The organism is Bradyrhizobium sp. McL0616, assembly GCF_049993385.1.
Classification (GTDB): Bacteria; Pseudomonadota; Alphaproteobacteria; order Rhizobiales; family Xanthobacteraceae; genus Bradyrhizobium.
The window spans coordinates 5,371,879-5,383,669 of the sequence record NZ_CP188255.1; the positions used below are offsets into that span (position 1 = coordinate 5,371,879).

At 63.5% G+C, this 11,791-nt stretch carries 10 protein-coding genes; 4 read left to right on the top strand and 6 right to left on the bottom strand.

Translation table 11 applies throughout. The annotated features are described in order from the left end of the window. Positions 1-5: 5 nt before the first annotated feature. Positions 6-428, top strand: coding sequence for a hypothetical protein (locus ACPPVR_RS26280; protein WP_426616187.1), 423 nt, complete (start codon positions 6-8; stop codon positions 426-428). 22 nt (positions 429-450) lie between these two features. Here ACPPVR_RS26280 and ACPPVR_RS26285 read toward each other — a convergent pair whose 3' ends face one another. From ACPPVR_RS26285 to ACPPVR_RS26310, 6 genes are all read right to left on the bottom strand, one after another. Further along, the gene (locus ACPPVR_RS26285) at positions 451-1,212 is read right to left on the bottom strand and encodes a TonB family protein (protein WP_426609467.1); all 762 of its coding nucleotides are present in this window, start codon (positions 1,210-1,212) and stop codon (positions 451-453) included. Positions 1,213-1,228: 16 nt separating this feature from the next. Continuing rightward, positions 1,229-1,705: a TonB system transport protein ExbD gene (gene exbD, locus ACPPVR_RS26290; protein ID WP_426609468.1), complete on the bottom strand. Its 477-nt coding sequence runs from the start codon at positions 1,703-1,705 to the stop codon at positions 1,229-1,231. A gap of 3 nt (positions 1,706-1,708) precedes the next feature. Further along, positions 1,709-2,689 (bottom strand): tonB-system energizer ExbB, encoded by a 981-nt coding sequence (gene exbB, locus ACPPVR_RS26295; protein ID WP_426609469.1) that lies wholly within the window; start codon positions 2,687-2,689, stop codon positions 1,709-1,711. Beyond that, complete coding sequence (locus ACPPVR_RS26300; RefSeq protein WP_426609470.1) at positions 2,686-3,375, bottom strand: Fe2+-dependent dioxygenase; 690 nt, start codon at positions 3,373-3,375, stop codon at positions 2,686-2,688. Before ACPPVR_RS26300 ends, exbB begins: the two co-directional genes overlap by 4 nt. A 19-nt stretch (positions 3,376-3,394) precedes the next feature. Beyond that, positions 3,395-5,968, bottom strand: a complete 2,574-nt coding sequence (locus ACPPVR_RS26305; RefSeq protein ID WP_426616188.1) for a TonB-dependent receptor — start codon at positions 5,966-5,968, stop codon at positions 3,395-3,397. 230 nt (positions 5,969-6,198) lie between these two features. Further along, the gene (locus ACPPVR_RS26310; RefSeq protein ID WP_426616189.1) at positions 6,199-6,438 is read right to left on the bottom strand and encodes a hypothetical protein; all 240 of its coding nucleotides are present in this window, start codon (positions 6,436-6,438) and stop codon (positions 6,199-6,201) included. Between the two features lie 390 nt (positions 6,439-6,828). Here ACPPVR_RS26310 and ACPPVR_RS26315 point away from each other — a divergent pair, with 390 nt between their 5' ends. From ACPPVR_RS26315 to ACPPVR_RS26325, 3 genes are all read left to right on the top strand, one after another. Then, positions 6,829-7,995, top strand: coding sequence for an efflux RND transporter periplasmic adaptor subunit (locus ACPPVR_RS26315; RefSeq protein ID WP_426609471.1), 1,167 nt, complete (start codon positions 6,829-6,831; stop codon positions 7,993-7,995). Further along, on the top strand, positions 7,992-11,129 hold the full coding sequence (locus tag ACPPVR_RS26320; RefSeq protein ID WP_426609472.1) for an efflux RND transporter permease subunit: 3,138 nt from the start codon (positions 7,992-7,994) through the stop codon (positions 11,127-11,129). The genes ACPPVR_RS26315 and ACPPVR_RS26320 overlap by 4 nt, the downstream gene beginning before the upstream one ends. Positions 11,130-11,193: 64 nt before the next feature. Then, positions 11,194-11,778, top strand: coding sequence for an invasion associated locus B family protein (locus ACPPVR_RS26325; RefSeq protein WP_426609473.1), 585 nt, complete (start codon positions 11,194-11,196; stop codon positions 11,776-11,778). Positions 11,779-11,791: the final 13 nt, after the last annotated feature.

Here is an 11,791-nt window from a genome sequence, read left to right on the forward strand (position 1 = left end):
CTGATATGCTGATCGCGCGACGCGCCGACACCCGTGCCCGCGCCGATTTCGCCACCTGGAAGATGATGGCCAAGCTGAATGGGTTATCGTCGCTGCCTGCGGACGCACAGGGCTTTCTGGCCGGCTACAAGACGCTCCTCGATCAGACGAGCGAGGCAGAGGCGACCGAGGCCACCATCGCCGAACTCTACAAATCCTACTATCTGGAGATGGGCGGCGCCGGGAGCCCGCCTGACGTCCGCACGCGGGCGGCTGAGCCGGCAGCGGACAATGTTACCGCCTTCAGGCGCCCTGCGCCCAAGCCGAAGAAGACCGGTACATTCGGAGCGGCGACGTTTGGTGGAACCCAGAAGCGCCCCCTCCCGGTGGCGCTGATCTTCGCCTGCCTGGTCGTGGTCTACGTCTCGATCCAGTACTATTGGCGCTGAGGCGCTGGCCCCGGCTGCGGTCTCAGCCCTTCCCCGCCTTGCCATTCTTCCGGAAGATCACCGGCAATACGAAGGTCAGCCCTTCGTCGGCGACCAGCGGCGGCGGTGTCGGCACGGGATCGGAGCGCTGAACCATTCCGATCGCCTCGCTGTCGAAGGCCGCATCGCCCGAGCCCTTTTCGATCGCGACCGAGACCACATGACCGAGCCGGTCGAGCGTCAGCCGAACTGAGAGTTCGGCCGCCTTCAGCAGGCCCTTCGGGTAGCGCTTGTGCCGGTCGAGATGGGCGACCAGATCCTTTTCCCAGCCCTGGCGAATGCGAACCGAGCGATCGCTCTTCTTCTCGGCGTCCGAGGTCGGCATGGCCGTCGCTTCTGCAGCCGGCGAAGCCACCGAGGCGGCCGTCGGGACAACCGATTCCTTGGTCTCCTCCTCGACCGGCTTCTTGGTCTCGTTCATCGTGACGGCCCGGTCGGCGTCCTCGGCCTCCATCGGGATGTCCTTGGGAAGGCTGCTTTCCTTGAGTTCGGCCTTCTGCTCGGTCAATTCGGGCGATGCGACAGACTCGTTCGAGTCCGGTCCCGGCGGCAGCTCGCTCGGCTCGCCATTGGGCGACATCGACTCAAGCCCGACCTCGATGCCTTGCGGATCGGCGATGACGTCGGGTTCGTCGCCCCGCAAATTGGCAAGCGCCAGCGCCGCGCCGCCGAGATGGAGCGCAACCGCGACGACAGCGGCGAGGATCCACGGCAATCGGGATGATTTGAGGTCGAGATCGGACATCGGCGTCAGGCCTTCGTCACGGCTTCGGTGGTGTCGCCGGTGCAGCCTGCGGCGGAGGTGGCGCGCCCGGGACACCCTCCAGCGTCACCAGCTTGACCTTGGAATAGCCTCCCTTGTTGAGAAATTCCAGGACCTCCATCAGCTCGCCATAGGGCACCGCGCGATCGGCGCGCAGGAAGATGTATTTGTCCCTGGCCATGTCCGGCGTGGCATCGAGCGCACTGACCAGATCGACACGCTTGACGAAGGTCTCCCCGATCGCCAGCGAAAGATCCGGCTTGATGCTGACGTAGGTCGGCTTGTCCGGCTTCTTCTGCGGCGTCGACGTCGACGTCGGCAGGTCGATCGGCAGGTCGACCGTCGACAGCGGCGCGGCGACCATGAAAATGATCAGCAGCACCAGCATGACGTCGATGAACGGCGTGACGTTGATGTCATGCGTCTCGGAGAAATCGTCCTCGTCGAGATCGTTGTCTGCGAGCGAAACACCCATCGTCTACTCCGCCGCGCGCGAATGCACGCTGCCGTGGCTACGATCGAGATCGCGCGACAACAGCCGCGCTGATGCGCCCGAGGCGCGGCTGACAAGCTCGAGATAGCTTTTCGTCGTGCGCGCGAACTGATTGTAGATAATGACGGCGGGGATCGCGGCGACGAGGCCGATCGCGGTGGCGAGCAGCGCTTCGGCAATGCCGGGGGCGACCACGGCGAGGTTCGTCGTCTGCGACTTCGAGATGCCGATGAAGCTGTTCATGATGCCCCAGACCGTCCCGAACAGGCCGACGAAGGGCGACGTGGCGCCGATGGTCGCGAGCACGCCCATGCCGATGCGGATGCGCCGCGCCTCCGCACGCATGATCTCGGCGAAGCTCGAGGCCGCGCGCTCCTTGATGCCGGTATCGCTGGAGATGCCGGCCGACATCCGCGCCTCGCGCAGCGCAGCCGCCAGGAAGGACGGCAGGACGCCCTCCTTGGCGCCGAGCGCCATCTGCGCTTCTGCAAGTGACCGCGCCTCTGCAATCTTCTTCAGCGCCGAGCGCAGCTTGCCGGAGGCAACCGACAGCTCGATCGATTTCGCAAGGAAGATCGTCCAGGTGGCGAGCGAGGCGAAGGCGAGCCCGATCATCACCGCCTTCACGATGATGTCCGCCGACATGAACATCACCCAGGGCGACAATTCCTTCATCATCGGCGCGGCCGATTTCGGCGCACGGATGTCGGCAGACGCCGCGTCCGGCGTTGCGGCGGCCTGAGCCGCCACAGGCGCATCGGTCGATGACGCGCCGGGTGCGGACGCCGCGGGGACAGGTGCAGCCGCCGACGGCACTGCCGGCGCGATCGCGCTTGGCTGCGGAGCCGCGGCCGGCCGAACCGCCGTCGGCTGAGTTTGTGTCTGGGCGGAAACAGGAACAGCGAGCCAGGTGACCGTCAGCAGCACGGCCGCGGCGAGGCTTGCTTGGAGAGAGGTGATCTTCATACTTCGGCCCAGTAGCGAATGAGGTTGTGATAGATACCCGTCAATTTGACCGTTTCAGGATCGTCACGCCCGAGCCGTCCCACCAGCGCCTGAATGGCGGTGTCGAGGTCGAAGATCATGCTGCGGGCTTGATCGTCCCGTATCATGCTCTGGAGCCAGAAGAAAGACGCAACCCGGGCGCCCCGGGTCACCGGCGTGACGAGATGCAGGCTGGTCGAGGGATAGAGCACGCAGTCGCCTGCTGGCAACTTGACTTCGTGCGAGCCGTAGGTGTCCTCGATCACAAGTTCGCCACCGTCATACTCCTCGGGCTCGCTGAGGAACAGCGTGACCGACAGGTCCGTTCGGATGCGAAGGCCGGTCAGCCGGTCGCCCCGGATCGCATTGTCGACATGCAGGCCGAAATGGTGGCCGCTATCCGCCGCATAGCGGTTGAACAGCGGCGGAAAGATCTGGAGCGGGATCGCCGCCGCCAGAAACCGCGGATTCGTCGTCAACGCCGAGATGATGCGGTGGCCGAGTTTTCGCGCGACTTCGCTATCGGGCGGCAGTTGCTCGTTGCGCTTGACCATGGCCGACTGCGCGCCCGCGGTGGAACGGCCGTCTTCCCATTCACTGGCGTCCATGATGCGGCGGAACTCCGCCACATCATCCTTGCTCAGGACGCCGTCTATGCATGTCAGCATGGCACCTCGTTATCTCCCATCAGTAGCGCGCCGAAAGAACCAGATAGGCGGCGCGTCCGGGGGCCTCCAGGACGAATGGCGTCGCACTCTGGTACAGCGCGTCGTAGTAGCGCTTGTCGAAGATGTTGTTGAGGAACAGCTTCACGGTCCAATGCTTGTCGACCTTCGCCTCTGCAAAGGCGTCGAAGCGCCAATAGCCGGGGATCGACGTGCCCTGGTTGGCCGCGAGCAGCGTGCCGCCGTAGATCTGCGAGCGGTACACCGCCTGCCCGCCGAGCTCCCAGACGTCGGTGAGCTGGTACTTCGTGAGCATGCTGAACGACTGATGCGCGATGTTGGCGAGCGGACGCCCGACATTGGTTGGATAGAGCAACGGCTGCGGCGACGGTGCCAGCGACTTGGTCACCTCCGACTGCATCAGCACGAGGCCACCGAACACGCTCCATTTGTCTGTGATCTTGCCACCGACGCCGAGGTCGATGCCGCGGATGCGGTAGGCGGCACCGGCCGTGATGCACGAAACGCTCGTCACTCCGGCTGGCGGCGAATAGGAACAGCCGGCCGGTATATTGGCTGCCGGTGTCGCAGCCGTGATGTTTTGCGCTTCGCGCGCATTTTCCTTTTCGGTCTGGAACAGCGCCGCCGTCAGCAGCAGATGGCGATCGAAGAGCTCCCACTTCGTGCCCAGCTCGATGGCCGTATTCTTCTCCGGTCCAAAGATCTGATTGTTGCCGCCGCTGAGAACCGGCGCAATGTTGCCATAGGCCGTGCTGGTGCCGTCAAGCTCGGCCCCCACCGGATTCGATGACGTCGCATAGGCCACATAGACACTGCCGTTCGGCAATGGCTTCAGCGTCAGGCCGAGGTTGAAGTTCGGCAGCCCGAACTCGGCGCTCTGCGAGCCAAACACCTGCGTTGTGCCAACCGTGCCATAGCCGCTGGTCTTGACGGTGTAGTCATCGTAGCGGATGCCTCCATTGAGGATGATCAGATCTCGGTAGTTCGCGCTATCCAGCGCGTAGACACTCTTGGTGTCGATTGAGAAATTGGTCGGCGCTCCCAGCATCCGCGGTGCATCGAACGTGTTGAGGAAGGTGTATTGCGGCGAGAAGACGCTGACACCCGCGGTGGACCCACCAGGGGTGAAAGCCGGACCGGTCGTCAATTCCGAATTCAGCCCGGCGTACTTATCGAGGAAAGACGTCTCGCGCGAGATCTCGACGCCGCCCAGCGCCGTGTGCCTGAAGCCACCGGTGTCGAACTTGTAGGTCGCCTCGCTCTGGTTGGCGATGACGTCGGTTACCTGGTAGCGGCTCTGCGGATTGGCGGTGAGGGTCGCTGCCGTCAGCGGGATTGGCGCTGTCGGCGATTCCGGCAGCGTTCCAACATAGTCGTTGACCGACCGCGACACCCGGATCTTGTCGCTGAGCATGAGATCCGGCGTCACGTAGATCTCGGAGTTGACGGTTCCGAAATCCTGCTTGACCTTGAAGAAGTCGCGATTGACGAAGCCGTAGAAATTGTTGCGGTTGGAACCGAAGTCCGGATACGGGCCGCCCGCGGTCGAGCTGAACACGTTACCCGGCGCGGGGGACCCCGGCCGGTAGTACGGCACGCCGAAATCCGGGATGCCGTGCAGGTAGGTGTGCACATAGTCCGTGGTGATCTTGACCGCATCGACCGGCTTCCAGGTCGTGGCGATGAACGCGCCGCTACGATCATCGGTCGTGAAGTCGCGGCCGGCCACGCCCGCGTCCTGGAACAGACCGCCGGCGCGCACCGCAAAGGTCGGATTGATCACCTGGTTGACGTCGAGCGTCACACGCTTGGTCTTGTCGGTGCCAAACGAGGTGTCCATGTTGTAGAAGCTCTTCTCCGTCGTAGCCTGCTTGGTCACGATGTTGATCGCACCACCGGCGATGCCGCGACCTGCGAAGGAAGAGCCTGGGCCGCGCAGGATTTCGACCTGCTCGGTGAAGAAGTTCTCACGAACGCTGACGCCGGGATCGCGTACACCATCGATGAAGATGTCGTTGCGGGCATCGAAGCCGCGGATGAAGAAGCGGTCGCCGAAGGCGTTGCCGCCCTCGCCCGTGCCCAGCGTCACGCCGGCCGTGCTCAGGATCGCCTGCTTCAGCGTCGTGGCGTTCTTGTCCTCCAGGACGTCCTTCGTGAGCACCGTAATCGATTTAGGTGTGTTGAGGATCGGCTCGGGAAATTTACTCCCCGCCTGCACGCGGGTGGCCATGTAGGGCGCTTCCGGATTTGCGTACGGGTCGCGATCCGCTGCAGGGCCGGCCGCGTTGACGACCGGAGCCTGCGCGGCCTGCTGGCGCTGCGCCGCACGCCGCAGCGCATTGCGCGCGCGAACCTGCTCAGCCGTCGGCTTCGAGGCGGCCGGACGCGGACGCTCGACCGGCGCATCGACCGTCACCGGAGGCAGGTTCGACTGCTGCGCCTGGGCTCCGCTCGAAACTGACGCCGCTGCGATCAAGCCCGCAACCGCCGAAACCCTCTTGCCAGAACCGACCGCGAATTTTTCATCGAACACTGCGACCGAACGCAGCGACTTCGGTGCAACCACCTGCCCCATTACAACACGCCCCATTTTCTTGTCCGCTCATTTCACTTCATTGCGATGAGCGATGGGCTGTTGGTATCGGCCACAAAATAGCGGGTCAATGCGAGCAGCCCGCGAGAGCCCTTGAATAGGTCCAGATCAAAACGATTCTAAACTGAACTTTGAAACCGTTCTAAGTTGGACTTGGAGTCGTTCTAAAACCAAGGCGACATTCTCACCGGGATCGCTCCGTCCTGCAGCCGTCAGTCGCTGCTCGGTGGCTTCATCAGCGAGAACAATTCATCGACGGTGTGCTGCGCAACCGCACGCACGCGATCCGAGTTTTCCATGCCGGCGATGTTGACGCCTTTGACGACGGCTTTGATCTCGTCACGGAAGTCGGTGAGAAATCGCAAGGGGTCGCGCTGCTCGTTGGCAACGCGCGCGATCAGCCCTGTTATCAGAATCTGACACGCAATCAGTTTGCCGTTCAGCTCGTCCATACCGCACTCCATTTGTGGCGGCTGATATGAACGACGCTGATTTTCCTGACAACCGAAACGCCGCATCGCCGGTTTAGAACCGTTCTCGCCAAGGCCAATCCAGCCGTCCCTCTCGAGCCCGCTCGCTCGCTCCGCCCCCTGCAACGCCCACGCGGCCAGCGAGCGCTGCCTATCTTTTGCACGCTGCTCGTTCAAAATGGGAAAATGCAGCACTGCACACCACTGCGCCACCCGGTTGCCTACGGGGTGCAAAGCTTTCCAATTGTTTAGGATTCTCAACCGATAGTGCTGTTTACAGTGGAACTTGGCGTGTATTATACAAGCCCTTCTGGAACCCTTTGATTGCCCCGCCATTCGTTGTTTTGGGCATACAAGCCGATACGATTAAAAATGAAAAAGTCACGGCCGATCCTGTGGATTCTGATCATCGCAGCCGTGGCCGTTGGCGGCTATTACGGCTGGCAACGCTTCTCGGGCCCCGAGGCCCAAAAAACGGCACAGAAGGGGCCGCCGCGCGCCCCAGCGGTGCCCGTCAGCGTCGCCCCGGTGCAGAAGGCTGATTTCCCGGTCTATCTGACCGGCCTCGGCACCGTACAGGGCTTCAACACCGTACAAGTCCGGACCCGGGTGGACGGCCAGATCGACAAGATCGCCTTCACCGAAGGCCAAATGGTCAACCAGGGCGACCTCCTGGTCGAGATCGATCCGCGCCCGTTCCAGGCCGCGCTTGATCAGGCCAAGGCCAAGAAGGCGCAGGACGAGGCCAATCTCGCCAACGCCAATCTCGATCTTCAGCGCTACACCAAGCTCGGTGAATTCGCGACGCGGCAGCAGACCGATACGCAACGCTCCACCGTCGCCCAGCTCACCGCCCAGATCGCCGCCGACGAAGCCGCGATCGCCAACGCCCAGACCCAGCTCGACTACACCCAGGTCAAGTCACCGATCACCGGCGTCGCCGGCCTGCGCCAGGTCGATATCGGCAATATCGTCAATGCCTCGACCCAGACCGGCGTCGTCACCATCGCCCAGGTCGAGCCGATCACCGTGATCTTCACGGCGCCGGAGGACCAGCTGCCTTATATCAGCGAGGGGCAGAAGGGCGGCGAGCTCAAGGTGATCGCGTTCACCACCGACGGCAAGAAGACGCTGGCCGAGGGCAAGCTCGCCGTCATCAACAACCAGGTCGATACGACCAGCGGGACTATTCGGCTCAAGGCGGTGTTCGCCAACAAGGAACACGCGCTGTGGCCGGGACAATCGGTATCGACACGCCTTCTGGTGCGGACCCTGAAGGATGCGACCGTCGTACCCGATGAAGCGGTCCTGCATTCGACGAACGGCCTCTACGCTTATACCGTCAGCCAGGATAACAAGGCCGAGGTTCGCACGATCAAGGTCAACTACTCCATCGACGGAAAGTCGGTTGTTGAGGAAGGGCTCAGCCCGGGCCAGCAAGTGATCACCGGCGGTCAATACAAGGTGCAGCCCGGAAGCCTCGTCTCCACGGCGGTGGCGAGTTCAGATCCGGCTCAGAACAAGGTTCGACAGGAATGACCGAGGGCGGGATTTCGGCACCTTTCATCCGTTATCCCATCGGCACCTCGCTGCTGATGGCCGGCATTCTCTTTGTCGGTCTCGTCGCCTACCCCCTGCTGCCGGTCGCGCCGCTGCCGCAGGTGGACTTCCCGACCATCCAGATCACGGCCAATCTGCCAGGCGGCAGCCCGGAAACGATGGCCTCCTCGGTCGCGCAGCCGCTGGAGCGCCAGTTCGCCCAGATTCCCGGCATCGCGCAGATGACCTCGACGAGCTATCTGGGTACCGCCTCGATCACCATCCAGTTCGACCTCAACCGCAGCATCGATGGTGCCGCGAACGACGTGCAGGGCGCCATCAACGCCGCCAGCGGCCAGTTGCCGAAGAACCTGCCCTCGCCGCCGACCTATCGCAAGGTGAACCCGGCGGACTCGCCGATCCTGCTGCTGTCGGCGACATCAGACACGCTGCCGCTGACCACCGTCAGCGATTCGATTGACGCCCAGCTTGCCCAGCAGATCAGCCAGATATCCGGCGTGGCGCAGGTGTTCATCGGCGGCCAGCAGAAACCCTCGGTCCGCGTCCAGATCGATCCGGCGAAGCTCGTGGCCAAGGGCCTGTCGCTGGAGGACGTGCGCACCGCGATCGGAATCACTACGGTCGACAGCCCCAAGGGCAATATCGACGGCGACAAGCGCGCTTACACGATCTACGCCAACGACCAGTTGCTGCAGTCCAAGGACTGGAACGACGTCATCATCGCCTATCGCAACGGCGGCCCCTTGCGGATCAAGGACCTCGGCCAGGCGGTCACCGGTCCTGAAGACGCCAAGCAGGCGGCCTGGGCCAATGGCAAGCGCGGCGTGTTCCTGGTGGTGTTCAAGCAGCCGGGCGCCAACGTCATCGAGACCGTCGACCGGATCAAGGCGACCCTGCCCCGCCTCGTCGCGGCGATCCCGCCCGCGGTCAAGATCGAGGTCATCAGCGACCGCACCACCACCATCCGTGCCGCGGTCGAGGACGTGCAGTTCACGCTGCTCCTGACGATTGCCCTCGTGGTTATGGTCATCTTCGTCTTCCTGCGCAGCTTCTGGGCCACCGTGATTCCCACCATCACGGTTCCGCTGGCGCTTTTGGGCGCCTGCGCGCTGATGTGGGTGTTCGGCTATTCGCTCGACAATCTGTCGCTGATGGCGCTGACCATCGCGGTCGGATTCGTCGTCGACGACGCCATCGTGATGCTCGAGAACATCACGCGCTACATCGAGGAAGGCGAAAAGCCGATGGCCGCCGCCTTCAAAGGCTCCAAGGAAATCGGCTTCACCATCGTCTCGATCAGCATCTCGCTGGTCGCGGTGCTGATCCCGCTGCTCCTGATGGGCGGCATCATCGGACGCCTGTTCCGCGAATTCGCCGTCGTGCTGGCGATGACGATCTTCGTCTCGATGTTCGTGTCGCTGACGCTGACGCCGATGATGGCCTCGCGCTTCCTGCGCGCTCATGGCGAGGTGACCCACGGCAAGTTCTACCAGTGGAGCGAGAGCGGCTTCGATGCGATGCTGCGCGGCTACGAATGGGGGCTCGACCATGCCCTGGCCTGGCGGCGCACCACGCTCGTGATCTTCTTCGCCACGCTGGCTCTGTCGGTCTACCTCTTCATCCTGATCCCGAAGGGCTTCTTCCCGCAGCAGGACGTCGGCCTGATCACCGCGACCTCGGAAGCCTCCCAGGACATCTCCTTTGCCGAGATGCAGCGCCGTCAGGTCGAGCTCGGCAAGATCGTGATGGAAGATCCCGATATCGCCTCGTCGGCGATGAACATCGGCGGCAGCGGCCGCGCCGGCAATAACGGCAACATGTTCATCACCCTGAAGCCACGCAACGAGCGCGAGGCGTCCGCGCAGCAGATCATTGCGCGGCTGCGTCCCAAGCTCGAAAAGGTCGCCGGAGCCCGCCTCTATATGCAGGCAGCCCAGGACGTCCGCCTCGGCGGCCGTCCGACGCGTACGCAGTTCGAGTTCACCCTGCAGGACGCCGATCTCGGCGAGCTCAATTCGTGGGCGCCGAAGATTCTCGCAAAGATGCAGACCCTGCCCGAGTTGCGAGACGTCGCGACCGACCAGCAGACCCAGGGCACCACGGTCCAGCTCAAGATCAACCGCGACACCGCCTCGCGCTACGGCATCCAGCCGCAGCTGATCGACGACACGCTCTACGACGCGTTCGGCCAGCGCCAGGTCACGCAGTATTTCACCCAGCTCAACAGCTATCACGTGATCCTGGAAATCCTGCCGGAGATGCAGGGCAACCTCGATTCGCTGAACAAGCTCTATCTGAGATCGCCGCTGACCGGCGAACAGGTGCCGCTATCGACCTTCGCGACCTGGTCCACCGACCCGGTCCGATCGCTCTCGATCAGCCATCAGGGCCAATTCCCGGCGATCACGATCAGCTTCAATCTCGCCCAAGGCGTGGCGCTCGGACAGGCCACGGAGTCCGTGCAGAAGGCGATGGCCGATCTCGGCGCGCCCCCCACGCTCAATTCGAGCTTCCAGGGCACCGCGCAAGCGTTCCAGCAATCGCTCGGCACCGTGCCTCTGCTGATCCTTGCGGCGCTCGTCGTGGTCTATCTGATCCTCGGCATCCTCTACGAGAGCTACATCCATCCGATCACGATTCTGTCGACCCTGCCCTCGGCCGGCGTCGGCGCGCTTCTGATCCTGATGGCGGCCGGGTTCGAGTTCAGCCTCATTGCTTTGATCGGAGTCATTCTGCTGATCGGCATCGTGAAGAAGAACGGCATCATGATGGTCGACTTCGCCATCGCTGCCGAGCGCGACGGGCGCACACCTGAGGAATCGATCCGCCAGGCCGCGCTGCTCCGCTTCCGCCCGATCATGATGACGACGATGGCGGCGCTGCTCGGCGGCGTGCCGCTGATGCTCGGCCACGGCACCGGCGCCGAGATCCGCCAGCCGCTCGGCTACGCCATGGTCGGCGGCCTGATCGTCAGCCAGGCGCTGACGCTGTTCACCACCCCGGTGGTCTATCTCTATCTCGACAAGTTCTCGAACCTGTTCAAGAGCCATTCGGCCGAGGATGAAGAGCACGAGGCAGCCGAGCACAGCACCGTGAAGGAAGCCGCCGAGTAAGCTTGCACCGTCGCTTCCGCGACGCTACAGCGAGGCCCTCGGTTCACGCCAACGCGGTTACGCCATGCCCATGCAATCCAGACTTGTCGTCCTCGCCGCCGCTATCCTGTTGTCGACGGGCGCTGCCTACGCCCAGCAAGGTGCCAAGAAGAACGCGGCCCCGTCGGTCCCGGCGGCACAGCCCGCGCCTGCGCCGACCCAGGCCCAAGCCCAAGCCCAGACCGATGGCGCAGCGGCGCAGCAGCCCGGCTGGATCGCGCGCTGCACCAGCGTCAGCCGCGATGCGCCGCTCGAATGCGCGATCGAACAGAACGCGGTGCTGACCAAGACCGGCCAGACCATCGTGCTGATCAATATCCGCATCGCGCCCGACACCCGCACGCCGGTGGCGCTGCTACAGCTACCGCTCGGCCTCAACCTTCCCGTCGGCGCCAAGCTTCAGGTCGACGAAGGCAAGGCGGTCGATCTTCAGATCCAGACCTGCGAGAATCGCGGCTGCTACGCCTCGACGCCGATCGCGCCGGACCTGCTTGCGAGCCTGAAGTCGGGCAAGCAGTTGAAGGTCTCCTTCCAGAACATGGCCAAGGAGACGATCGCGATCCCGATGCCGCTTAACGATTTTGCGGCGGCCTACGACAAGATCAAGTAAGAGGCGCTCAGCC

Coding starts and splice junctions, on each gene's coding strand:
- ACPPVR_RS26280 (WP_426616187.1), top strand. CDS start 6: ATGCTGATCGCGCGACGCGCCGACACCCGTGCCCGCGCCGATTTCGCC.
- ACPPVR_RS26285 (WP_426609467.1), bottom strand. CDS start 1,212: ATGTCCGATCTCGACCTCAAATCATCCCGATTGCCGTGGATCCTCGCC.
- exbD (WP_426609468.1), bottom strand. CDS start 1,705: ATGGGTGTTTCGCTCGCAGACAACGATCTCGACGAGGACGATTTCTCC.
- exbB (WP_426609469.1), bottom strand. CDS start 2,689: ATGAAGATCACCTCTCTCCAAGCAAGCCTCGCCGCGGCCGTGCTGCTG.
- ACPPVR_RS26300 (WP_426609470.1), bottom strand. CDS start 3,375: ATGCTGACATGCATAGACGGCGTCCTGAGCAAGGATGATGTGGCGGAG.
- ACPPVR_RS26305 (WP_426616188.1), bottom strand. CDS start 5,968: ATGGGGCAGGTGGTTGCACCGAAGTCGCTGCGTTCGGTCGCAGTGTTC.
- ACPPVR_RS26310 (WP_426616189.1), bottom strand. CDS start 6,438: ATGGACGAGCTGAACGGCAAACTGATTGCGTGTCAGATTCTGATAACA.
- ACPPVR_RS26315 (WP_426609471.1), top strand. CDS start 6,829: ATGAAAAAGTCACGGCCGATCCTGTGGATTCTGATCATCGCAGCCGTG.
- ACPPVR_RS26320 (WP_426609472.1), top strand. CDS start 7,992: ATGACCGAGGGCGGGATTTCGGCACCTTTCATCCGTTATCCCATCGGC.
- ACPPVR_RS26325 (WP_426609473.1), top strand. CDS start 11,194: ATGCCCATGCAATCCAGACTTGTCGTCCTCGCCGCCGCTATCCTGTTG.